The 23,953-nt window shown below is 66.4% G+C and carries 21 protein-coding genes; 18 read left to right on the top strand and 3 right to left on the bottom strand.

Annotation, left to right across the window (positions count from 1 at the left end; all coding sequences use genetic code 11):
- Nucleotides 1–155: 155 nt before the first annotated feature.
- The 8 genes from rpsA (at nt 156) to ACVWZN_RS05325 (ending at nt 8,994) form a co-directional block, all read left to right on the top strand.
- Entirely contained in the window at nt 156–1,844 is a 1,689-nt protein-coding gene (gene rpsA / locus ACVWZN_RS05360; RefSeq protein ID WP_027082169.1) for a 30S ribosomal protein S1, read from the top strand.
- A gap of 118 nt (nt 1,845–1,962) precedes the next feature.
- Nucleotides 1,963–2,265 (top strand): integration host factor subunit beta, encoded by a 303-nt coding sequence (locus tag ACVWZN_RS05355; RefSeq protein ID WP_027082170.1) that lies wholly within the window; start codon nt 1,963–1,965, stop codon nt 2,263–2,265.
- Between the two features lie 78 nt (nt 2,266–2,343).
- Nucleotides 2,344–3,519 (top strand): lipopolysaccharide assembly protein LapB, encoded by a 1,176-nt coding sequence (lapB, locus tag ACVWZN_RS05350; RefSeq protein ID WP_456952921.1) that lies wholly within the window; start codon nt 2,344–2,346, stop codon nt 3,517–3,519.
- Between the two features lie 215 nt (nt 3,520–3,734).
- Nucleotides 3,735–4,493, top strand: a complete 759-nt coding sequence (locus ACVWZN_RS05345; RefSeq protein ID WP_456952920.1) for a hypothetical protein — start codon at nt 3,735–3,737, stop codon at nt 4,491–4,493.
- 13 nt (nt 4,494–4,506) lie between these two features.
- Nucleotides 4,507–6,414 carry a polysaccharide biosynthesis protein gene (locus ACVWZN_RS05340; protein WP_456952919.1) on the top strand — a complete coding sequence of 636 codons (1,908 nt, stop codon included), beginning with the start codon at nt 4,507–4,509 and terminating at the stop codon, nt 6,412–6,414.
- A gap of 30 nt (nt 6,415–6,444) precedes the next feature.
- On the top strand, nt 6,445–7,356 hold the full coding sequence (galU, locus tag ACVWZN_RS05335; protein ID WP_456952918.1) for a UTP--glucose-1-phosphate uridylyltransferase GalU: 912 nt from the start codon (nt 6,445–6,447) through the stop codon (nt 7,354–7,356).
- A gap of 38 nt (nt 7,357–7,394) precedes the next feature.
- Nucleotides 7,395–8,690: an NAD(P)/FAD-dependent oxidoreductase gene (locus ACVWZN_RS05330; RefSeq protein ID WP_456952917.1), complete on the top strand. Its 1,296-nt coding sequence runs from the start codon at nt 7,395–7,397 to the stop codon at nt 8,688–8,690.
- A 10-nt stretch (nt 8,691–8,700) separates the two neighbouring features.
- Nucleotides 8,701–8,994: a hypothetical protein gene (locus ACVWZN_RS05325; RefSeq protein ID WP_456952916.1), complete on the top strand. Its 294-nt coding sequence runs from the start codon at nt 8,701–8,703 to the stop codon at nt 8,992–8,994.
- A 76-nt stretch (nt 8,995–9,070) separates the two neighbouring features.
- Here ACVWZN_RS05325 and ACVWZN_RS05320 read toward each other — a convergent pair whose 3' ends face one another.
- The 3 genes from ACVWZN_RS05320 to ACVWZN_RS05310 are packed head-to-tail and all read right to left on the bottom strand — an operon-like array spanning nt 9,071 to nt 13,373.
- Entirely contained in the window at nt 9,071–10,282 is a 1,212-nt protein-coding gene (locus ACVWZN_RS05320) for an acetyl-CoA C-acyltransferase (protein WP_456952915.1), read from the bottom strand.
- A 56-nt stretch (nt 10,283–10,338) separates the two neighbouring features.
- On the bottom strand, nt 10,339–12,708 hold the full coding sequence (locus tag ACVWZN_RS05315) for a 3-hydroxyacyl-CoA dehydrogenase/enoyl-CoA hydratase family protein (protein ID WP_456952914.1): 2,370 nt from the start codon (nt 12,706–12,708) through the stop codon (nt 10,339–10,341).
- 26 nt (nt 12,709–12,734) lie between these two features.
- Nucleotides 12,735–13,373 carry a TetR/AcrR family transcriptional regulator gene (locus tag ACVWZN_RS05310; protein ID WP_456952913.1) on the bottom strand — a complete coding sequence of 213 codons (639 nt, stop codon included), beginning with the start codon at nt 13,371–13,373 and terminating at the stop codon, nt 12,735–12,737.
- Between the two features lie 215 nt (nt 13,374–13,588).
- On the opposite strand from ACVWZN_RS05310, the gene ndk reads away from it, so the two are divergent.
- From ndk to guaB, 10 genes are all read left to right on the top strand, one after another.
- Nucleotides 13,589–14,014, top strand: a complete 426-nt coding sequence (gene ndk, locus ACVWZN_RS05305; protein WP_027082179.1) for a nucleoside-diphosphate kinase — start codon at nt 13,589–13,591, stop codon at nt 14,012–14,014.
- A gap of 15 nt (nt 14,015–14,029) precedes the next feature.
- A complete protein-coding gene (rlmN, locus tag ACVWZN_RS05300) occupies nt 14,030–15,274 on the top strand; it encodes a 23S rRNA (adenine(2503)-C(2))-methyltransferase RlmN (protein ID WP_456952912.1) in 1,245 nt (414 codons plus the stop codon).
- Complete coding sequence (gene pilW / locus ACVWZN_RS05295) at nt 15,261–16,076, top strand: type IV pilus biogenesis/stability protein PilW (RefSeq protein WP_456952911.1); 816 nt, start codon at nt 15,261–15,263, stop codon at nt 16,074–16,076. Before rlmN ends, pilW begins: the two co-directional genes overlap by 14 nt.
- Nucleotides 16,076–16,852: a helix-turn-helix domain-containing protein gene (locus ACVWZN_RS05290; protein WP_456952910.1), complete on the top strand. Its 777-nt coding sequence runs from the start codon at nt 16,076–16,078 to the stop codon at nt 16,850–16,852. Before pilW ends, ACVWZN_RS05290 begins: the two co-directional genes overlap by 1 nt.
- Nucleotides 16,853–16,939: 87 nt before the next feature.
- The gene (locus ACVWZN_RS05285) at nt 16,940–17,563 is read left to right on the top strand and encodes a YfgM family protein (protein ID WP_456952909.1); all 624 of its coding nucleotides are present in this window, start codon (nt 16,940–16,942) and stop codon (nt 17,561–17,563) included.
- Nucleotides 17,564–17,574: 11 nt separating this feature from the next.
- A complete protein-coding gene (gene bamB, locus ACVWZN_RS05280; RefSeq protein WP_456952908.1) occupies nt 17,575–18,774 on the top strand; it encodes an outer membrane protein assembly factor BamB in 1,200 nt (399 codons plus the stop codon).
- Between the two features lie 77 nt (nt 18,775–18,851).
- Nucleotides 18,852–20,249, top strand: a complete 1,398-nt coding sequence (gene der, locus ACVWZN_RS05275) for a ribosome biogenesis GTPase Der (protein ID WP_456952907.1) — start codon at nt 18,852–18,854, stop codon at nt 20,247–20,249.
- A 48-nt stretch (nt 20,250–20,297) separates the two neighbouring features.
- A complete protein-coding gene (moeB, locus tag ACVWZN_RS05270) occupies nt 20,298–21,425 on the top strand; it encodes a molybdopterin-synthase adenylyltransferase MoeB (protein ID WP_456952906.1) in 1,128 nt (375 codons plus the stop codon).
- A gap of 36 nt (nt 21,426–21,461) precedes the next feature.
- Nucleotides 21,462–22,337 carry a bifunctional methylenetetrahydrofolate dehydrogenase/methenyltetrahydrofolate cyclohydrolase FolD gene (folD, locus tag ACVWZN_RS05265; protein WP_456952905.1) on the top strand — a complete coding sequence of 292 codons (876 nt, stop codon included), beginning with the start codon at nt 21,462–21,464 and terminating at the stop codon, nt 22,335–22,337.
- Between the two features lie 132 nt (nt 22,338–22,469).
- Entirely contained in the window at nt 22,470–23,927 is a 1,458-nt protein-coding gene (gene guaB / locus ACVWZN_RS05260) for an IMP dehydrogenase (RefSeq protein ID WP_456954718.1), read from the top strand.
- Nucleotides 23,928–23,953 lie beyond the last annotated feature (26 nt).

Genomic DNA, 23,953 nt, shown 5'->3' with positions numbered 1-23,953 from the left:
AGAGCCCGTAAACGTCCGGCCTGCAGAGCCGGCCCGTCGCGCTGCGCGACGGATCTAAAACAGCACGGTGCGATTCCCGCACCCCCAACGGGTGGGCCTGTCATTACGCCGAAAGGCGCGTGCAGAGCCTGTGTGTCCAACTGAGCAATTTTCCAATGACCGAATCATTTGCCGAACTGTTTGAAGCCAGTCAGACCAATCTGGCGAAGCTGAAGCCGGGCTCCATCGTCACCGGTATCGTCGTGGAAGTCCGCGGCGACGTGGTGGTGATCAACGCCGGCCTGAAGTCCGAAGGCATCGTGCCGATCGAACAGTTCCGGAACGACGCCGGCGAGATCGACGTTGGCGTGGGCGACGAAGTCAAGGTCGCCCTCGACTCGATCGAGAACGGCTTCGGCGAAACCGTCCTTTCGCGCGAGAAGGCCAAGCGCGCGATGGTGTGGGACGAACTCGAGGAAGCCCTCGAGAAGAACGAGACCATCACCGGTCGCATCAGCGGCAAGGTCAAGGGCGGTTTCACTGTCGACATCAAGGACGTCCGCGGCTTCCTGCCCGGTTCGCTGGTCGACGTGCGCCCGGTGCGCGATTCGAGCTACCTCGAGGGCAAGGAACTCGAGTTCAAGCTCATCAAGCTCGATCGCAAGCGCAACAACATCGTCGTGTCGCGTCGCGCGGTCGTCGAGAGCGAGCACTCCGAAGAGCGCGAGCAGCTCATGGAGAAGCTGGTCGAAGGCGCCGTGCTCAAGGGCGTCGTCAAGAACCTCACCGATTACGGCGCGTTCGTCGACCTCGGCGGCATCGATGGCCTGCTCCACATCACTGACATGGCGTGGAAGCGCGTGCGTCACCCGTCGGAAGTGGTGGAAGTCGGCCAGGAACTCGACGTCCGCGTGCTCAAGTACGACCGCGAGCGCAACCGCGTTTCGCTCGGCCTGAAGCAGCTCGGCGAAGATCCGTGGGACAACATCGCCCGTCGCTACCCGGCCAACAGCCGCGTGTTCGGCAAGGTCTCGAACGTCACCGATTACGGCGCGTTCGTCGAGATCGAGCCGGGCGTCGAAGGCCTGGTGCATGTGTCCGAGATGGATTGGACCAACAAGAACGTCAACCCGTCCAAGATCGTGCAGGTCGGTGACGAAGTGCAGGTCATGGTGCTCGACGTCGATGAAGACCGTCGCCGCATCTCGCTCGGCATGAAGCAGGTCACGTCGAACCCGTGGGAGACGTTCTCCGTCCTCCACAAGAAGGGCGACAAGGTCGAAGGCCAGGTCAAGTCGATCACCGACTTCGGCATCTTCATCGGCCTGGACGGCGGCATCGACGGCCTCGTGCACCTGTCCGACATCTCGTGGAACACCACGGGCGAAGACGTGGTCCGCAACTACAAGAAGGGCGATACGGTGGAAGCCGTGGTCCTGGCGGTGGATCCGGAGCGCGAGCGCATTTCGCTCGGCATCAAGCAGATGGAGCAGGACCCGATGGGTTCGTTCGTCGCCACCAACTCGCGTGGTTCGATCGTGCGCGGCACGGTGACGAACGTCGACGCGAAGGGTGCGACCGTCGAGCTGTCCGATGGCGTCGAGGGCTACATCCAGGCTCGCGACATCGCGCGTGAGCGCGTCGACGATGCGACGACCAAGCTGAAGGTCGGCGACCAGGTCGAAGCGAAGGTGATCGGCAACGATCGCAAGTCGCGCCAGATGCAGCTGTCGATCAAGGCGAAGGACTACGCGGAAGAGAGCGAGGCGGTGGCGGATTACAACCGTCAGGCGAGCGAAGCGTCTGCCGGCAACATGAGCCTCGGCGCGTTGCTCCGCGAGCAGCTCGGTAAGAAGGGCGAGTAATCGCCAGCGGTAAAACCGGGACGGCCCGGCCCTGTCGGGCCGTCCTTTTTTATGCGGGGACCGTGATTTTCGGCGTCCGCGCATTGCGAACACTTCGCGCTCCCGAACCCGGCCGTTCATGACCAAGTCCGAGCTCATCGAAATCCTCGCCCAGCGCCAGGCCCATCTGAAGGCCGAGGACGTCGAATTGGCGGTGAAATCGCTGCTGGACATGATGAGCGGCTCGCTGTCCGGCGGTGAGCGCATCGAGATCCGTGGTTTCGGCAGCTTCTGCCTGCATTACCGGCCGCCGCGCGTGGGTCGCAACCCGAAGACGGGCGAGTCCGTCGCGTTGCGTGGCAAGCACGTGCCGCACTTCAAGCCGGGCAAGGAATTGCGCGAACGCGTAAGCGGCGTGCAACCGATCGACGAGGACGTCTGACGTCCACCGGCAGGGCGTGTGCCTTGCCATCCCGGCCTGTGCTGGGTGACTCTCCCGCCGACATCGACGGAGCCCACGATGGCGTTCATCAACGAATGGCTGTGGTTCTTCCTGCTGCTTCCGTTCGCCGCGCTTTCGGGCTGGGTGATCGGTCGTCGCGGCGGAAAGCTGCACAGCGAAAGCCAGGTCAGCCGGCTTTCCACGACTTATTTCCGCGGCCTCAACTACCTGCTCAACGAGCAGCCGGACAAGGCGATCGAGCTGTTCCTGCATATCGCGGAGCTCGACAAGGAAACCTTCGAAACGCAGGTCGCGCTGGGACACCTGTTTCGGCGTCGCGGTGAGGTCGACCGTGCGATCCGTCTGCACCAGGCGCTCGTGCAGCGCAATGACCTCAACGATGCGCAGCGCGTGCAGGCGTTGCTGGCGCTCGGCGAGGACTACATGAAGTCCGGTCTGCTCGATCGCGCGGAGACCGTGTTTGCCGAACTTGTCGCGCTCGATCTTTCGCCGCTGGCATTGCGTCATCTCATCGGCATCTACCAGGCCGAGCGCGATTGGGCGAAGGCGATCGAGAACGCGCAGAGTTTCGAGTCCGCCACTGGCGAGCCGATGGGCAAGCTCATCGCGCATTTCGAATGCGAACTCGCGGATCGTTATCGCGCGGCGGGTGACGTCGAAGCCGCTGCGGCAGCGGTCGCACGCGCCTATCAGGCCGATGCGAACTCCGTGCGTGCCGGCATGCTCGAAGGTCGCATGGAGATGGACGCTGGCCGTCACGCTGCTGCGATCCGTTCGTTCGAGCGTGTCGCGCGCAGCGATCCCGACTATCTGCCCGAAGTGATGCCGCAGTTGCTCGAGGCGTATGACGCGGTCGGCGACGTGCCGGGCGCGCGCAAGTTCCTTGCGGAGATGTGCGAGCACTATCGCGGCATCGCGCCCGTGCTTGCGCTCACGCGCATGATCGAACGGGAGGAGGGCGTTGGTGCGGCGCGTGCCTACCTCGCAAAGGAGCTGAAGAATCGTCCATCCGTGCGCGGCGAGGCGGCACTGATCGAGTTGTCGCTGGCGGAAGAGGCCGACTCGACCGCGACGCTCGTCGACCTTCGCAACATCACCGACCAGTTGCTCGTACGCAATCCGAGCTATCGCTGCACGCGATGCGGATTCGGCGCACGCAGTCATCACTGGCAGTGCCCCAGCTGCAAGGAATGGGGCTCGGTCAAGCCGCTTCTGAACTACGCGGTGGTGTGACCGGCGTGTTGCTGCTCCTCGTCGTGCTGGTGGTCTCGGCAGCCGGCACGTGGCTGGCGCGCGCGTATGCGCTGCGACGTCGCCTGGTCGATGAACCCGACGCGCGGCGAAGTCATACGGTGGCGACGCCGCGTGGTGGTGGTGCCGGTCCGGTCGTCGCGATCGCGGTCGGCGCTGTGGTCATCGGTGCTCGTAGCTCGCGACCCGGCGAGACATTGCTCGCGCTTGCGGGCTTCATTGCAGTCGCGGCGATCGGTGCGTGGGACGATCATCGGCCGCTTTCGGCGTCATTGCGATTGGGCGTACACGCGATCGCTGCAGTGCTGCTCGGCTTCGCGATGTTCGATCCGTCAGTCGAGCCCCTGCTGTTCGTCGCAACGGTCGGGCTTACGGTCGTGCTGGTGAACGTGTGGAACTTCATGGACGGCATCGACGGAATCGCTGCGTCGCAGGCGTTGCTTGTCGCGCTCGCGACCGTCGTTATCAGCGTCGCAGCACCGATGTCCTTCGCGCTCGTCGTCGCAGCCGCATGTACCGGCTTCCTGCCATTCAACCTGCCGCGCGCCCGAATATTCCTTGGCGACGTGGGTAGTGGCGCTCTCGGCTTCGCGTTGGCGTGGATCGTCGCCAGCGCTGCTCACCAGTCGATGACGCCTGCGCTGTGGATGTTTCTCCCAATGTCGGCGTTCCTGGTCGATGCCGGCCTGACGCTCGCTCGTCGCATGATCCGGCGCGAGCGATGGTGGGAGGCGCATGCGCAACATCTGTATCAGGCGCTGGCACGGCGTTACAGGCACGGCCGGGTCACGAGCGGCTATGCACTGTTCACGGTTTCTGCTTCGGCCGTCGCATATGGGGTGTCTTCACGGGCCTCGGGCTTTACCATGGCGTCCGTAGCCCTGTGGTATACGGGCGCGGCTGTGACGTGGCTGCTGGCGCAACGCTGGATCGCACACGCGGCCGACAGGGAATAACCGAGAAGGATCGATGGCCGGAACGTTGTCCCCATGGCAGGCCCGCCTGCCACGCGTCGCGATCGCCGCGCATGACCTCTCGATGGTGTGGTTCGTCTGGTACGGACTGCAGTGGATGCGGTATGCCGTTGAGCCGAATCCGCCGAGCCTTCCGCTGTGGTCGATCGAGACGGCGCTGGTACTGCTCGTGCAGGGCGCTGCGTTCTGGCACGTCGGTCTCTACCGCGGGCTTTGGCGGTTCGCGAGCGTCCCGGATCTCTGGAACATCCTGAAGGCTGCGGTCATCGGCGTGATCGGCGTGGTCGCCGCGCTGTTCCTCTACAACCGCATGGATACCGTGCCGCGCGTCGTGCTGGTGCTCTATCCGGTGGTGCTAGCTGCGATGCTCGGGGCGCCGCGCCTGATCTATCGCGCCTGGAAGGACGCGCAGTCCGATAGTCGGCGCATTTCGTCGACGCGCGTGCTTGTCCTCGGCGCGGGTCAGGCGGCAGAAGCACTAGTGCGCGACCTACGCCGCTTCGGAACGTATCAACCGGTCGGCTTCCTCGATGACGCACCGCGCCTGCGCGGCTCGAAGATGCATGGCGTTCCGGTGCTCGGCGCGATCGAGCAACTCCCGGCGATCGCGCGCGAAACGGCGGCACAACTCGTAGTCATTGCGATCCCGTCGGCGGACGCCACGGAGCTGCAGCGCATCGTCACCATCTGCGAGCGCAGCGGCCTGCCGTTCCGCATGGTGCCGCGCCTGCAGGACGTGCTCGAAGGCCGGTCGATGCCGGGCGAGCTCAAAGAGGTTGCGATCGAGGACCTTCTCGGACGCAAGCCGGTGCTTCCCGACTGGAAGGCGATCCGCAGCTGGCTCGGCGGTCGCTCGATGCTGGTGACCGGCGCAGGCGGTTCCATCGGCGCCGAACTCTGCAGGCAGTGCGCACGCCATGGCGCGCGACGTATCGCGCTCGTCGAAATGGACGAGCTCGCACTGATGACGACCGAAGCCGCGCTTCGTCGTGACTTCCCCGAAATCGAGATCATTCCGATCCTCGGCGACTGTGGCGATCGCGCGGTGATCGCATACGCAATCGACCGTGCGCAGCCCGAAGCGGTATTCCACGCCGCCGCTTACAAGCAGGTTCCGGTGCTCGAATCGCAGCTGCGCGAGGCCGTGCGCAACAACATCGTGGCGACGTATAACGTCGCGCGCGCATGTCGCGATTCGTCGGTCGGCACCTTCGTACTGATCTCGACGGATAAGGCGGTCGATCCGGTCAATGTGCTTGGCGCAACCAAGCGCATGGCGGAAATGATCTGCCAGGCGCTCGCGGATTGCCCGACTCGCTTCGTTACCGTGCGCTTCGGCAATGTTCTCGATTCGGCAGGCAGCGTGGTTCCGCTGTTCCGCGAGCAGATTCGCGCGGGCGGCCCGGTCACCGTCACAGACCCGGAAGTCACGCGCTTCTTCATGACGATTCCCGAGGCCTGCCAGCTCATCCTGCAGGCCTCCGCGATCGGTACGCACGAAGCGGTGTACACGCTCGACATGGGCGAGCCCGTGCCGATCCGTCTTCTCGCCGAGCAGATGATCCGGCTCGCAGGCAAGCAGCCCGGTCGCGACGTCGCGATCGTGTACACCGGCTTACGTCCTGGCGAAAAGCTGCACGAGACGCTCTTCCACGCGGACGAGCGCTACCGCCCGACGCAACATCCGAAGATCCTGCAGGCCGAGCCGCGCAAGGTCGTTGCAACGAACGTCATCGACGCGGTCAACATGTTCAACGAGGCCTGCGGCCGATACGATCTCGTGGCGCTCGCGCGATTGCTGCGCGACGCGGTGCCCGAATTCGAACCGCTGACGACGACCGCCAATGGCACGTCGAACGCGACTGTCGTCGCATTTCCTGCACGGCATTCCCGGAAAATCTGATCGGTTTCCGGCTCCCACATTCGAATCTCGATGACATCCACGTCCCCGCGTCGCATCCGCAAAGCCGTATTCCCCGTTGCCGGGCTCGGCACCCGATTCCTTCCGGCGACCAAGACGGTGCCGAAGGAGATGCTTCCGGTCATCGACAAACCGCTGATCCAGTACGCGGTCGATGAAGCGATCGAAGCCGGTTGCGACACGCTGGTGTTCATCACCAACCGCTACAAGCACGCCGTCGCGGATTATTTCGACAAGGCCTACGAGCTCGAACAGAAGCTCGAGCGTGCGGGCAAGTTCGAGCAGCTCGATCTCGTGCGCCACGTGCTGCCGGCGGGCGTCAAGACGATCTTCGTGACGCAGACCGAAGCGCTCGGGCTCGGTCACGCTGTGCTCTGCGCGAAAGAAGTGATCGGCGACGAGCCGTTTGCGGTCGTGCTGCCTGACGACCTCATCTGGAACCGTGGCCCCGGCGCGCTCAGGCAGATGGCGGACGCATCCGCGCAGACCGGTTGCAGCGTTATCGCGGTGCAGGACGTGCCGCCGGAAAAGACGGCGAGCTACGGCATCGTCGCGACGCAGGATTTCGCGAATCGCCAGGGCCGCATCACGCGCATCGTCGAGAAGCCCGCGCCACAGGATGCGCCGAGCAGCCTCGCGGTGGTCGGTCGCTACGTGCTGTCGCCGCGCATTTTCTCGCTGCTCGAATCGACGACTCCGGGGGCGGGCGGCGAGATCCAGCTGACCGACGCTATCGAGCGCCTGCTGGCCGAGGAATGCGTCGACGCCTACCGTTTCCGCGGCACGCGCTTCGACTGCGGTACGCACATCGGCCTGATCGAGGCGACGATCCGTTACGCACTCGACCACGAGAAGTTGAGCGACGCCGCGGCCGAGATGATGCGCAGCGCGCTGGTCGAACTGGGCGTCGTCGAAATCAGCTGACGCTGGACAGCCCGCACGCGTCGCGCCACGCTGGCGCGATGCCGCGATATTCAGGCGATTACTACAACGCGAGTGCCGGCCCGCCGCCGGCAGCACGACCTTTGTCGGGGCCCATCGACTGCGACGTCTGCGTCGTAGGCGGCGGTTTTGCGGGACTCAATACAGCGCTCGGGCTCGTCGAGCGCGGAAATCGCGACGTCGTTCTGCTCGAAGCCAAGCATGTCGGCTACGGCGCGTCCGGTCGCAATGGCGGCTTTGTATTCGGCGGCTATTCGCGCGGCGAGGATCGGCTGCTCGCGGACCTCGGCCCAGACGTCGCGCGAGACGTCTACGGCTGGACGCTCGACGCCGTCCGCAGCATCCGGTCACGCATCGACCACTACCGCATCGCCTGCGACGTCGTCGACGGCGGCGTGATCTGGGCGAACTGGTTCGGTGATCCGGCGCCGCTGAAGGCGCGGCAGTCGCTGCTTGCAGGTCAGTACGGCATCGACTGGGCGTGGCTCGACCGCGAAGAAATTCGTCGTCGCATCGTGAGCGAGCGCTACTCCGGAGGCCTTTACGAAGGCGCCGCATTCCACTTCCATCCGCTGCGTTACGCGCGCGGGCTCGCCGGCGTGCTGGAAGACGCGGGTGTTCGAATCCACGAATCGACGCCAGCGCTTACACTCGATCAGGACGGCGCGGGTTGGCATGTGCGCACGCCGAACGGCGAAGTTCGCGCACGGACAGTAGTACTGGCCTGCGGTGGCTACCTCGCGAAGTTGCGTCGTCGCGTTGACGCTGCCGTGCTGCCGATCGCCACGTATGTGATGGTCACGGAGCCACTCGGCGACCGCATGCAAGACGTGCTGCGCACGCAGGCTGCGGTGTACGACACGCGTTTCGCGTTCGACTACTACCGCCCGCTGCCAGACATGCGGCTGCTCTGGGGTGGACGCATCTCCGTCCGCGACCGCGCGCCGGGCGAGGTCGAGAAGCTCCTCGTCGGCGACATGCTGCGCGTGTTTCCGCAGCTTCGCGGCGCCGCCATCGACTACGCCTGGTCGGGTCTGATGAGCTACGCGCCGCACGAGATGCCGCATGTCATGGAGGCCGAGCCTGGCCTGTGGATTACGCAGGCGTTCGGCGGGCATGGTGTTGCGCCGACAACGGCTGCGGGTGAACTCGTTGCGTCTGCGATCGCGGAAGGCGATACGCATTACCGCCATCTCGCGCGTTACGGCCTGCAGCCGGCGTTCAAGCCGTTCGGCTTCGCCGCCGCACAGGCGAGCTATTGGTGGGCCGGGGCGAAAGACGCTTGGAAGGATCGCCGAACGACGCCGCGTTCATGACGGATCGGTAATGCGCCGGCAACGCCGCCGGACGCGCAACCGGCGGATGCTGGACCGTGGCGATCCGCCAATCACGATCGGAGTCTCCATGCGCCTGCTCACCGCCACCGCCTGCCTGCTCGCCGTCAGCTTCTCCGTCGCGGCCGCGCCTGCGCCGACGACAGCTCATGCAAGCGCACCCAAGGCGACGTCCGCCCAGTGCCGCGACACGAAGGGCAAGTTCGTCGCGTGCGCGAAGGCCGCGCCGGCGAAGAAGGCCAGCTGCCGCGACGCCAAGGGCAAGTTCATCGCGTGCAACGCGTAATCATCGCGAACACGAAAAAGGGCGGCAACGAGCCGCCCTTTTTTCATCGACGCGGCACGAAGGCCGCACGACAACGTCACACCGCTTCGAGAATCCCCGCAGCGCCCATGCCCGTGCCGATGCACATCGTCACCATGCCGTACTTCTGCTGGCGACGACGCATGCCGTGCACGATGGTCGCCGTGCGCACGGCACCGGTCGCGCCGAGCGGATGGCCGAGCGCGATCGCGCCGCCGAGCGGGTTGACCTTGGACGGATCGAGTTCCGAATCCTTGATCACCGCCAGTGCCTGCGCGGCGAACGCTTCGTTGAGTTCGATCCAGTCGATCTGATCGCGCGTCAGGCCGGCCTGCTTCAGTGCCTTCGGAATCGCCGCATTCGGGCCGATGCCCATAATGTGCGGCGGGACGCCGGCGACCGAGAAGCTGACGAACCGGGCGAGGGGCGTGAGGCCGTACTGCTTGATCGCCGATTCCGACGCGATCAGCACCGCCGCCGCGCCGTCGCTCATCTGCGACGCGTTGCCGGCAGTGACCGAGCCGCCGAACTGGCCGTTCTTGAACACCGGCCTGAGCTTGGCGAGGCCCTCCATCGACGTATCCGCGCGCGGGCCTTCGTCGGTGTCGATCAGGCGCTTGCGCAGCTGGATCGTGTTGCCCGCGAGCTCGGGCACGTGCGACACGACTTCGTACGGCGTGATCTCGTCGCGGAACTCGCCGTTCGCGATCGCAGCCAGCGCCTTGCGATGTGACGCGACGGCGAACTCGTCCTGCGCTTCGCGCGAGATGTTCCATTCCTTGGCGACGTTTTCGGCGGTGATGCCCATGCCGTAAGCGATCGCGATCTGGTCCTCATCCTTCGAGAACACGCGCGGATTGAGCGCGATCTTGTGGCCCATCATCGGCACCATCGACATCGACTCGGTGCCGCCCGCGAGGATCAGATCGGCATTGCCGAGACGCACCTGGTCGGCAGCGAGCGCGACGGCCTGCAGGCCTGACGAACAGAAACGATTGATGGTCTGCGCGGCAACGGTGTGCGGCAAGCCGGCCAGCAGCACGCCGATGCGCGCTACGTTCATGCCTTGCTCGGCCTCGGGCATCGCGCAGCCGATGATGGCGTCGTCGATCTGGCCGAGGTCGATGCCCGGCGCCTGCGCGACCACGCTGCGCAGCACGTGCGCGAGCATGTCGTCGGGGCGGGTGTTGCGGAAGACGCCGCGCGGGGCCTTGCCCACCGGCGTGCGGGTGGCGGCGACGATGTAGGCGTCCTGAATCTGCTTGCTCATGTCTGTTTTTCTCGGTTCGAGGTCGAAGGGGATTCGGAAGGACGTGCCTTCGAACCTCAGTTCCGCAGCGGCTTGCCGGTCTGCAGCATGTGCGCGATGCGCTGCTGCGTCTTTTCCATCTGCGCGAGCTCGACGAAGTGCTGGCGCTCGAGCTTGAGCAGCCATTCCTCGTCGACGACGGAACCGCGATCGACCATGCCGCCGCACATGACGGTGGCGATGCGCGTCGCGATCTCGTAGTCGTGCGCGGAGATGAACATGCCTTCGAGCATGTTGATCAGCATCATCTGCAGTGACGCGATGCCGACGTCACCCGCGACGACGACGTTGCGTGCCGGCAGTGGCGGGCGATAGCCACCTTCGGCCAGCGCGCGGGCCTGCGCCTTGGCGACGTGCAGCAGCTCGTGGCTGTTGAACGTCACGGTGTCGCTTTCGCGCGCGAGCTTCAGCGACTTAGCCTCGAACGCGGACGTCGACACCTTGGCCATTGCGACGCTTTCGAATGGCGCCTTCAGATGCGCGAACACGTCACCGCCCGGGCCGGCAGCCTGCGACGCGCGCACTGCGAACTCCTTGAGGCCGCCACCTGCAGGCAGCAGGCCCACACCGGCTTCGACGAGGCCAACGTAGCTCTCAAGCCCGAACACCGTGCGCGCCGCATGCATCTGGAACTCGCAGCCACCACCGAGCGCGAGGCCACGCACCGCCGCGACCACCGGCACCAGCGAATATTTGATGCGCTGGCTGGTGCGCTGGAAGTTCTCGACCATCGCTTCGAAGCCGGCGACATTGCCGGCCTGCAGCAGGCCGAGCGCACCGGCGAGATCGGCGCCGGCGGAGAACGGTTCCTTCGGCTGCCAGATCACCAGCCCGCCGAAGTCGCGCTCGGCGATCGAGATCGCTTCCTGCAGACCGTCGAGCACCTTGTCGGACACCGTGTGCAACTTGGTCTTGAAGCTGACGACCGCGATGTCGTCCTCGTCGGCCCACAGGCGCAGGCCGTCGTTCTCGAACAGCGTCTTGCCGGGCGAGAACTTCTCGCCGAGCAGCGCGTCGGGGAAACGCTGGCGCGCATAGACGGGGTTCGACGACCGCGCGACCGCGCCGTTCTGCGCCGGGCTGAAGCTGCCCGTTGCCTCGTGCACGCCATCGCGCGATGCGACCCAAGCCGGCAGCGACGCATTCGCCATCGTCTTGCCCGCGGCGACGTCTTCCGCGATCCATTGCGCGACCTGCTTCCAGCCCGCGGCCTGCCACGTCTCGAACGGGCCCTGCGACCAGCCGTAACCCCAGCGCATCGCGAAGTCGACGTCGCGCGCGGTGTCGGCGATGTCCTGCAGATGGAAGGCGCTGTAATGGAACGTGTCGCGGAACACCGACCACAGGAACTGCGCCTGCGGGTTGTCGCTCGCGCGCAGCGCGGCGAACTTCTTTGCCGGGTCGCGCTCCTTGAGGATCGCTGCGACGTCCGGATCCAGATCACCCGCAGTCGGCCGGTAATCGCGCGCCGCGACGTCCAGAACAAGGATGTCCTTGCCGCGCTTGGTGTAGAAGCCGGCGCCGGTCTTCTGGCCCAGCGCGCCCTTCTCGACGAGGCCGGTCAGCCACGCCGGTGCCTTGAAGAAGGCATGCCACGGGTCGTCGGGCAGCGTGTCCGCCATCGTCTTGATGACGTGCGCCATCGTGTCGAGGCCAACGACGTCCGCGGTGCGGTACGTCGCCGACTTCGGGCGGCCGATCGCCGGGCCCGTCAGCGAATCGACGGTGTCGAAGCCGAGGCCGAGGCGCTCGGTGTGGTGCATCGCGGCCAGCATCGAGAACACGCCGATGCGGTTGCCGATGAAGTTCGGCGTGTCCTTCGCGATCACGACGCCCTTGCCGAGCGTGGTGGTCAGGAAGGTTTCGAGACCTTCCAAGACTTCCGCGTCGGTCGTCGTCGCCGGAATCAGCTCGGCGAGATGCATGTAGCGCGGCGGATTGAAGAAGTGCACCCCGAGGAAACGATGGCGCATCTCTTCTGGCAGCACGCCGGCGAGCGCGTTGATGCCGAGGCCCGACGTGTTGCTCGCTAGCACCGCATGCGCCGGCACGAACGGCGCGATCTTCTTGTAGAGATCCTGCTTCCAGTCCATGCGTTCGGCGATCGCTTCGATCACCAGGTCGCAGCCGCGCAGCAGCTCCAGGCCGGTCTCGTAGTTCGCCGGCGTGATGCGCTCGGCGAGCGCCTTGTCGGCAAGCGGGGCAGGGCTGAGCTTGGCGAGGTTCGCGATCGCCCTGGTCACCACGCCGTTGGGGTCGCCTTCCTTCGCGGGAAGGTCGAACAGCACGGTGTCGACACCGGCGTTGGTGAGGTGCGCGGCGATCTGCGCTCCCATGACACCGGCACCCAGCACGGCGGCGCGGCGGACGAGCAGTTTCTTCGACATGTCGATTCGGTCCCGGGTTGGGGAAATCAGGAAATTTCAGCCGGACGGCAGCGGAAGCCGGCGGCGGCGAAACGGATCAGTTCCCGCGCCGCTCGGGCACGGTGGGCAGCCTCGGACGTGCCCGAAGGCCGCTTGATGAGGCCGAAATCGGACATCGCGTAGGTCAGCGCGCCGGCGAGGAAGTCCAGGCGCCAGTACAGCTCTTCCTTCGTCAGCTCCGGCACCACGGTCGAGATCGCCTTGGCGAACTCGCGCAGCACGTGGCCGTAGTGGTCGGACAGGAACTTGCGCAGCGCGTCGTTCTTCTCGGCGTAGGCGCGGGCGATGACGCGCATGAATGACGCACCGCCGTGGCGGTCCTGCGCCATCGCGAGCGCGGGCTCGACGAACGCGCCGAGGATCGGTTCGAGATCGCTCGTGCCGGACGCAACCGCAACCTTCAGCGCATCCAGCCGACGCTCGCTCATCTCGTCCATGCGGCGACGGAAGACCTCGTTGACGAGGTTCTCCTTGCTGCCGAAGTGGTAGTTCACGGCCGCGATGTTGACGTCCGCGCGGCTGGTGACCTGCCGCAGCGAGGTGCCGGCGAAGCCGTACTGGGCGAACAGCTCCTCGGCAGCGCCGAGAATGCGGTCCTTGGTGGAGAAGGGAGCGGGGGTGGACATGAGCACTACCGAATCAAACGCTTGTTTGATGGTAGACCCGGACCATACGGGGGTCAATGGTCCAGCGGCCGGAGGTTCCCGCCGCTTTCATCGATAGGGCCTGAACGCGTAGAATCTACGGCTGCCAGTTCGGCTAAACCCGCGTAACTACGCGGGTTTTTCTTGTTATCTTGGGCGTCGAGACAGATCGCGCCCGCCAACCCGGAGAGATTCACATGGCGCTGGAGCGCACGATTTCGATCATCAAGCCCGACGCGGTCGCCAAGAACGTGATCGGCCAGATCTATACCCGCTTCGAGCAGGCCGGCCTGAAGGTCATCGCCGCCAAGATGAAGCAGCTCTCGCGCCAGGAAGCGGAAGGTTTCTACGCCGTCCACCGCGAGCGCCCGTTCTTCAACGCGCTCGTCGAGTTCATGGTGTCTGGCCCGGTAATGATCCAGGTGCTCGAAGGCGACAACGCCGTCGCCAAGAACCGCGAGCTGATGGGCGCCACCAATCCGAAGGACGCCGCGCCGGGCACGATCCGCGCCGACTTCGCCGCCAGCATCGACGCCAACGCTGTGCACGGCTCGGACAGCCTGGAGAACGCCGCGATCGAGATCGCGTACTTCTTCGCGCAGACCGAAGTCTCCGCACGCTGATTTGAAGTGAGTGAAATGACCGACACGCCGCGCAACATCGACGCAACGCTCATCGAAACGGCACCCGCCGTGGCGACGAGCGCGGCTGCGCGCGCGGACGTGGCGGTCGCCGCGTCGGGGTCGAAGAAGACGAACCTCTTCGACCTCGAACGCGTGCAGCTCGAAGACTTCTTCGAGCAGGTGCTGGGCGAGAAGCGTTATCGCGCGCACCAGGTGATGAAGTGGATCCACCACCGCTACGTCACCGATTTCGCGGACATGACCGACCTCGGCAAGGCGCTGCGCGCCAAGCTGGAGCAGCACGCGCACATCCATGCGCCGTCGGTGGTGTTCGACAAGGCCTCCGAGGACGGCACGCACAAGTGGCTGCTCGGCATGGACCCGAAGAACGCGATCGAGACGGTCTACATCCCGGATAAGGGGCGCGGCACGCTCTGCGTGTCCTCGCAGGTGGGCTGCGCGCTCAACTGCCAGTTCTGTTCGACTGCGACGCAGGGCTTCAACCGCAACCTGTCGACCGCCGAGATCATCGGCCAGGTCTGGGTCGCGGCGCGGCATCTCGGCAACGTGCCGCACCAGCAGCGCAAGCTCACCAACGTCGTCATGATGGGCATGGGCGAGCCGCTGGCGAATTTCGACAACGTCGTGCGCGCCATGAGCATCATGCGCGACGACCTCGGCTACGGCCTCGCGAACAAGCGCGTCACGCTGTCGACCGCCGGCATGGTGCCGATGATCGACAAGCTCGGCGAACTCAGCGACGTATCGCTCGCGGTGTCGCTGCATGCGGCGAACGACGAGTTGCGCAGCGAACTCGTACCGCTCAACAAGAAGTACCCGATCGAAATGCTCATGGATGCTTGCGTGCGTTACGCGCTGCGCAAGCCCGGCACGTCGGTCACCTTCGAATACACGCTGATGAAGGGCGTCAACGACCAGCCGCAACATGCGCGCCAGCTCGTGCAGCTGATGAAGGCGTTCGATCGCTCCGTGCAGATGAAGGGCGCGGCGAAGGTCAACCTCATTCCGTTCAACCCGTTCCCGGGCACGCGTTTCGAGCGCCCCACGGACCAGGCGATTCGTGCGTTCCAGAAGCTGCTCAACGAAGCCGGCATGATCGCGCCGGTGCGCCGCACGCGCGGCGACGACATCGACGCGGCCTGCGGCCAGTTGAAGGGCCAGGTGATGGATCGCACGCGTCGCAACGCGGAATTCCGCAAGCAACTGGCTCAAAAGGAGCGTGGTGATGCCGCAGCGTGAGTTGTTGAAGGCGACGACGATCCTGGTGGTTCTCGGGTCGCTCGTCTTCGCATCCGCCTGCAGTCGTCTCACCTTCATCCGACAGGACACCGGTCGCGGTCACTACGAGCAGATCGCGCCGGAAGTCCACATCGATCCCAAGAACAACGCGCGCGATACCGCGTACACGATGACGCAGGTCGCGCAGTCGCGACTGGTCAGCGGCAACGCGCAAGGCGCCGTCGACGCCGCGTCGCGCGCGCTCAAGGCCGATCCGAATTCCGTCGACGCGCATAGTCTTCTTGCGCTCGGGCTGGACATGCTTGGGCGCAGCGGTGAAGCCGGCCCGCATCACAAGCGCGCCGCCGAGCTCGCCCCGGATCGCGGCGCGCTGCTCAACAACTACGGCATCTGGCTGTGCTCGAACGGGCAGGCCGCGGCATCGCTGGACTGGTTCGATCGCGCCGCGGTCGCGCAGGGCTACGAAACGCCGGACTCCGCGCTCGCGAATGCCGCCGCGTGTGCGTTGCAGGCCGGGCAGGGTGCCCGCGCCGAGAAGGACGCACGCCAGGCGCTCGCGGTCGCGCCGGCCAATCCCTTGGCGCTGCAGACCCTCGCGCGCATCCAGCTTTCGTCCGGGCATGCGATGGAAGCGCGCGCTTTCATCGAAAGGCGCCTCGCCGCCGGCCCGGCGGACGCGGAAACGTTGCAGCTCGCGTCACAGATTGAACAATCCCTCGGCGACACGGCTGCAGCCGCGCGCTACGGTCAACGCCTGCGGACGGAGTTTCCCCCGGACTCCCGTCCCGTTGGGGAAAAATGATGACGACTACGCACTCGGCCGGCACTGCCGCCGGCGAGCGTTTGAAGCGGGCACGTGAAGCGAGCGGATCGAGTCTGGCCGAGATTTCGGCACGGACGCGGCTTCCGCTGCATGTCCTTACCTCGCTCGAATCCGGCGATTGGGATCGCCTTGGTCCGCCCGTGTTCGTTCGGGGCCAGGCCCGCGGCTACGCCCGCGCGCTGGGCATCTGCATCGACGACGAGACCCTGCCGAGTCCGTTCACGACGACGCAGATCCCGACGCTGGTCAGCCACGCCCATGTGCCGCGCTACCGCTACGTCGCCGAGAACCTCGCGCGCCGGGCGGTGTACGCCGTGCTGACCGTCGCACTGGTGGTGCCGGTCTGGCTCGCCACGCGCAGCCATACCGACGGCATCCCGCCGGTCGAATCGCTGGATGTCTCGCCTTCGCAGGCGCAGGCCGCCGATCCCGCCGCACGCACGCCGATGGTGGCCTCGCTGGCACCGATCGCGCAGCCGACGCAGGCCATCGCGCCGCTGCGCGTCGAAGTCAGCGGTGACAGCTGGGTGCAGTTGTTCGGCACCGACGGGGCCGTCGTCGAGAAGGGCCTGCTGCACGCGGGTGAGTCGCGCGACGTCGAGCCGAACCAGATCGCGCGCCTCGTGCTGGGCAACGCGTCGGCCGTACAGGTCACGCTGCACGGCCAGCCCGTCGACCTGACGCCGTATATCCGAGCGAACGTCGCGCGCTTTACGTTATCCTCTGACGGTTCCCTCGCGCCGTCCGCGCCCTGATTCCGCCATTCGGCCGGATCATCCGGCCGACACCGCGCGAGGCCCAGTCCTCCAGCGGTCCTTGCGCCCGGCGCAGGGCGAGACAGCATGGCGATCGACGAACTTTTCGACGAACACGAACAGAGCCGGCGCGTCCAGGAATGGCTTCGCCGTAACGGCGGTGGCCTGATCGGCGGCGTCCTCCTCGGCTTGGCCGCAGTAGGCGGCTGGAAGTTCTGGCAGCAGCGCGAAGCGCAGGCCAGGATGAAGCAGGCCGACAGCTACCAGGCTGCGAACGATGCGGTGGATCGCGACGGCGCCAAGGCCGCATCGCGCGTCAACGCGTTGCCGCAGGGCATCTACCGCAGCCTCGCGGCGTTGCGCCTCGCCAAGGCGCAGGCCGACGCGAAGGATTCGGCGGGCGCAATTGCCACGCTTCGCGCATCGATGCCGGACGACCCGTCGTTGCGGGCGATCGCGCAGCGTCGTATCGCGCAGTTGCAGATCCAGTCGGGTAAGGCCGCCGACGCGCTCGCATCGCTGGCCGCCAACGACGGCCCGACCGTCGAGCTCCGCGGTGACGCGCAGTTCGCTCTCGGTCAGGTCGACGCGGCGCGCGAGTCGTACCGTAAGGCGCTCGCGCTGACCGAGGTTGGCGCGCCCGAGCGCAAGCTGATCGAACTCAAGTACACCCAGGTCGGTGGCGAGCCCGCCCCGTCGCAGACACCGTGAGGCCCCATTTGATGAAGTCCGTTCGCACCTTTTCCCCGTCTGGTCCCGTCGTTCGCGCCGCGCTTCTGACGGCCGCGCTCGTTGCGATCTCGGGTTGCTCGACGATCGGTGGCTGGTTCAGTGGCAAGGATTCGAGCAAGAAGGCTGCGAAGCCGACCGAACTCGTCGCGATCACGCCGACGATGACCATCGCGCAGTTGTGGAGCACCTCGGTCGGCGGTGGCGAAGGTCATCTCGGCCTGAAGCAGGGCCCCGTCGTCGAGGGCGGCCACGTCTACGCGGCGGCGGTGAAGGGCGGCGTCTACGCGCTCGACCTGCAGACCGGCAAGGCCTTGTGGCACCACGACACCAAGATTCAGGTGTCGGGCGGCCCGGGCGTCGGCGAAGGTCTCGTCGTTGTCGGTGGCCTCGAAGGTGAAGTGATCGCGCTCGACGCCACCACCGGCGCCGAAAAGTGGCACGCGAAAGTCGGCAATGAAGTCATCGCCGCGCCGACGATCAACCAGGGCCGTGTGTTCGTGCGCTCGGTCGACGGCCGCGTCACCGCATTCGACGCCGCCACCGGCGAGCGTCGCTGGTTCTGGAACCACGATCTGCCGACGCTCACCGCGCGCGGCAACGACGGCGTTGCCCCGGGCCCGGGCGTGGTCTTCGTCGGCAACGACGACGGCACGCTGACCATGCTGTCGGTCACCGACGGCACGCCGCTGTGGAGCCTGCCGATCGCGCAGCCGGAAGGCCGCAACGAGCTCGAGCGCGTCGCCGACGTCGACGGCACCCCGGTGCTCGAAGGCGGCACCCTGTACGCCACGAGCATGAAGAAGACGACGGCGGCGATCGATGCACCGAACGGTCGCCCGATCTGGAGCGCCGAGCACGGCGGCCCGGGTCGTCCGGCGGTCGCCAGCGATCGCGTCGTAGTGACCGAGGCCGACGGTGGCGTGTTCGCGCTCGACAAGCAGAGCGGCGGCGCGTTGTGGCAGCAGCCGGCGCTCCTGCGTCGCGATGTCACGGCCCCCGCGATCGCGGGTGACGCGGCAGTCGTCGGCGACCTCGACGGTTATGTCCACTGGCTTCGACTGTCGGACGGCGCGTTCGCCGCCCGCATGCGCGCCGGCGGTGACGCGATCCTCGCGGCGCCGGTGGTCTCCGACGGCATCGTGCTCGTGCAGAACACCGACGGCCGCCTGACCGCGTTCCGCGCGCAGTAACCTTTGCAGCGGGCCGCGCAGGTGGCGATGCCACCGCGCGGCCCGTTTCGTTTTCCAGGCCCATCCGAGGTCGCACCATGCTCCCGCTCGTCGCCCTCGTCGGTCGTCCCAATGTCGGTAAATCCACGCTGTTCAACGTGCTGACCCGCACGCGCGACGCGCTCGTCCATGACGAGCCCGGCGTGACGCGCGATCGCAACTACGGCGTCGCACGCCCGGAAGGCCGTCCGCCGTTCGCCGTGGTCGATACCGGCGGCATCGCGGGCGAGGACGAAGGCCTTGCAGGCGCCACCGCACGTCAGGCGCGTTCCGCGGCCGAAGAAGCCGATCTCGTGCTGTTCGTGGTCGACGGCCGCGAAGGCCCGTCGTCGCTGGACGACGAGATCGTCGCGTGGCTGCGTCGCATCGGGCGTCCGACGCTGCTCGTCGTCAACAAGACCGACGGCATCGACGCGCAGCAGTCGCTCAACGAATTCGTGCAATACGGCCTGCAGGACAGCATCGCCGTCGCCGCCGCGCATCGCCATGGCGTCGACACGCTGCTCGCGCGCGTCTACGAGAAGCTGCCGGAAGAGGGCGCAACGCCGATCCTCGATGACGATCCGACGCGCGTGCGTGTCGCGTTTATCGGTCGCCCCAACGTGGGCAAGTCGACGCTGGTGAATCGCGTGCTGGGCGAGGAACGCATGATCGCGTCCGAAGTGCCGGGAACCACGCGCGATTCGGTGTCGATCGACATGGAGCGCGACGGTCGGCGCTATCGTTTGATCGACACGGCGGGGCTGCGTCGCAGGTCGCGCGTTGATGAAGCGGTCGAAAAGTTCTCGGCGTTCAAGACGCTGGCGGCGATCGAACAGTGCCAGGTGGCGGTCGTGCTTCTGGACGCGTCCGAAGGCATTACCGATCAGGACGCGACGGTGCTGGGTTACGCGCTCGACGCGGGTCGTGCGCTCGTCATCGCGCTCAACAAGTGGGACGGCCTGACCGACTACCAGCGCGAGCAGGCGTTGAGCGTGCTGTCACGCAAGCTCGGCTTCGTGGAGTGGGCGGAGTCCGTGCGCATCAGTGCCAAGCACGGCACCGGCATGCGCGAACTGTTTGCCGCCGTGCACCGCGCGCACGCGTCGGCCACGCGCCAGTTCAGCACGAGCGAAGTGACGCAGGCGGTCGAGATCGCCTACGAAACGAATCCGCCGCCGGTGGTGCGCGGGCACGTCGCGAAGATGCGGTTCGCGCATCCCGGTGCAAGCAATCCGCCGACCTTCATCATCCACGGCACGCGGCTTCGCACGATCAGCGACACGTATCGTCGCTATCTCGAGAACTTCTTCCGCAAGCGATTCAAGCTCGTCGGCACGCCGGTGCGATTCATCTTCCGCGAAGGCAACAACCCGTACGAAGGCAAGAAGAACCCGTTGTCGGAACGGCAGGTCGCGAAGAAGCGCCGCCTGATCCGGCACGTCAAGCGGAAGTAATCCGCTCGCGACACGTAGTTCCGGCCGCGACGCGAGCCGCGTCGCGCATTGCGCGACAATGTACACATGATCCCGACCATCGCTCCGTCCGAAGCTCTCGACCGCCAGCGCGCAGGCGCGGTGCTGGTCGACGTGCGCGAGCGGCACGAGCGCGCGTCGGGCATGGCAACCGGCGCGATCGCATGCGCGTCCGCGGACATCGCATCGACCGTCACGGATCGCACGCGCGAGATCGGCGTGATCTGCGAATCGGGTGTGCGCTCGGCGAAGGCAGCGGCGGAACTTCTCGACCTCGGCTATGCGCACGTGTTCTCGGTCGACGGCGGCACGCGTCGCTGGCGCGCGGATGGTTTGCCGCTGACACAGCCCGAAGGCGATGCCGATTTCTTCGATCGCTATTCGCGGCATCTGCGCCTGCCAGAAGTGGGCGTGGATGGACAGGAGCGATTGCAGCGGTCGCGCGTGCTCGTCGTTGGTGCGGGTGGACTCGGTTCGCCCGCCGCGTATTACCTCGCAGCCGCCGGTGTCGGCACGTTGCGCATCGCGGACGACGACGTCGTCGATCGCAGCAATTTGCAGCGACAGATCCTGCATACCGATGCGCGCGTCGGCGTGCCGAAAGTCGAGTCCGCGACGGTTGCGCTGCAGGCGCTCAATCCACGACTGAAGATCGAAGGTGAGATTGCCCGCGTCACGTCCGAGAACGTGGACGCATTGCTCGATGGCGTCGACGTCGTCATCGACGGCGCGGACAACTTCCCCGCTCGCTACCTGCTTAACGACGCGTGCGTCCGCCACGCCAAGCCGCTCGTCTACGGCGCGGTGCATCGCTTCGAGGGCCAGTTGTCGGTGTTCGACGCCGGCCGCCATCGCGGCGAATGCCCGTGCTATCGCTGCCTGTTTCCCGAACCGCCGCCCGCCGAAGCCGCGCCCAACTGCGCGGAAGCGGGCGTACTCGGCGTGCTGCCCGGCGTGATCGGCCTGTTGCAGGCGACCGAAGCCATCAAGCTGCTGCTCGGCATCGGCGAGCCGCTGGCGGGCCGCCTGCTGCATTTCGACGCGCTGGCCATGCGCTTTCGCGAAACACGGCTTCGGCCCGACCCCGATTGCGCCGTCTGCGCGCCGGGCCGCCCCTTCACCGGCTACATCGACTACGCCCGGTTCTGCGCGGGCTGAGGCGATAATGCGCGCCCGCTCCCACGCCGCGCGCCGATGACCGACGATCGCCCGACCGCCCGCATCCTCGACGGCAAGCGCATCGCCGAGACGCTGCTCGATGAGCTGAAGGCGCGCGTCGACGTTCGCCTCGCGGCCGGCAAGAGCGCGCCCGGGCTCGCGGTGATCCTCGTTGGTGACGATCCCGCCTCGTCGGTCTACGTGCGCAATAAGCGCCGCGCCGCGCATAAGGTGGGCATCCGGGCGGTCGACCACGACCTTCCGGCCGACACGTCGGACACCGACCTGCTCGCACTGATCGATCGGCTCAACGCCGACCCCGCGATCCACGGCATCCTTCTGCAGCTGCCGCTGCCGGATCGTCGCGATGCGTCCGCGCTGATCAACCGCATCGACCCGCGCAAGGACGTCGACGGCTTCCATCCGCAGAACGTCGGGCACCTCGTGCTGCGCGAGTTCGGGCTGCGGCCGTGCACGCCGCGCGGCATCACCACGCTGCTCGGCTATACCGACCAGCCCGTCCGCGGCCGCAGCGCGACGATCGTCGGCGTCAGCAACCATGTCGGCCGGCCGATGGCGCTGGAGTTGCTGATCGCCGGTTGCACCGTGACGTGCTGCCACCGATTCACGCCGGTCGAAACGCTCGAGGCCGCGGTGCGCGGCGCGGACGTTCTGGTTGTCGCAGTCGGCAAACCCGGCCTGATTCCGGGCGAATGGGTAAAGCCGGGCGCGGTGGTCATTGACGTCGGCATCAACCGGCTGGACGACGGCCGCCTTGTCGGCGATGTCGGTTTCGACGCCGCCGCGCAGCGCGCGAGCTGGATCACGCCGGTGCCGGGCGGCGTGGGGCCGATGACGGTCGCCACGCTGATGGAAAACACGCTGGACGCGGCCGAAGCGCTCGATCCCTGACGGCGATCGAAGTGCTGGCGGAGAGCTGGCAACTCGGAACTCCTCCCGCGCGCCGGCGCGTTCCAATTATTCGCCTGTGAAGGCGAGCGCGGCGGCGGTACAATGACGCGCTTCATCTTCCCGGGGCCGCCCATGCTGCGCATCCAGGCTGAAGCGCTCACCTTCGACGACGTCTCGCTCGTCCCCGCGCACTCGACAGTCCTGCCCAAGGACGTCTCGCTCGCGACCCGCCTTACCCGTGACCTCACCATCCGCCTGCCGATCGTTTCGGCGGCGATGGACACCGTGTCCGAAGCCCGCCTCGCGATCGCGATGGCCCAGCTCGGCGGCATCTCGATCATCCACAAGAACATGTCGGTCGAGCAGCAGGCCGCGCAGGTCGGGCAGGTCAAGAACTTCGAAGCGGGCGTGATCCGCGAGCCGTTTACAGTCGGCCCGGATACGACCATCGCGGAAGTGCTGAAGCTGACGCGCGCGCGCAATATCTCGGGCGTGCCGGTGGTCGACGAGAATGGCCAGCTGGTCGGCATCGTCACCAGTCGCGACATGCGCTTCGAGACGCAGCTCGGCGATCCGGTGCGCAACATCATGACGCGCAAGGATCGGCTCGTGACCGTGCGCGAAGGCGCCACGGACGACGAAGTACTCGGTCTTCTGCATCGCAACCGCATCGAGAAGGTGCTCGTCGTCAACGACGAATTCGCGCTGCGCGGCCTGATCACCGTCAAGGACATCCAGAAGAAGCGCGACAACCCGAGCGCGGGTTATGACGCGGGCGGGCGACTGCTCGTCGGCGCGGCGGTCGGTGTCGGTGGTGATACCGAAGCGCGCATCGAAGCGCTCGTTGCAGCCGGCGTCGACGTAATCGTCGTCGACACCGCGCATGGCCATTCGCAGGGCGTGCTCGAGCGCGTGAAGTGGGTCAAGACGAAGTTCCCGAAGTGCCAAGTGATCGGCGGCAACATCGTTACCGGCGACGCGGCGCTCGCGCTGATGGACCACGGCGCGGACGCGGTGAAAGTCGGCGTCGGGCCGGGTTCGATCTGCACGACACGCATCGTTGCCGGCGTCGGCGTGCCGCAGATCACCGCGGTCGACATGGTTGCCGAGGCGTTGCAGGACCGCATTCCGCTGATCGCGGACGGCGGTATCCGCTATTCGGGCGACATCGGCAAGGCGATCGTGGCGGGCGCCTCGAGCGTGATGATCGGCGGGCTGTTCGCGGGCACCGAGGAATCGCCGGGCGAGACCGAACTGTTCCAGGGCCGCAGCTACAAGAGCTATCGCGGCATGGGTTCGCTGGGCGCGATGGAGAAGGGGTCGAAGGACCGCTATTTCCAGGACGCGAGCGACGCCGACAAGCTCGTGCCGGAAGGCATCGAAGGCCGCGTGCCGTATCGCGGCCCGCTGCGTGGCGTCGTCCATCAGCTCGCGGGCGGTTTGCGCGCGACGATGGGTTATGTCGGCTGCGCGACGATCGAAGAGATGCGCAAGAAGCCGAACTTCGTACGCGTCACCAGCGCGGGCACGCGCGAGAGCCACGTGCACGACGTGCAGATCACGAAGGAACCGCCGAACTACCGTTCGTAGTTCGCAGCGGCCGCAACACGATGTCG

This window comes from Lysobacter sp. HA35, from assembly GCF_054061195.1.
The sequence above is the reverse complement of the archived record's forward strand: the minus strand, read 5'-3'. Positions and strand labels throughout refer to the sequence as shown.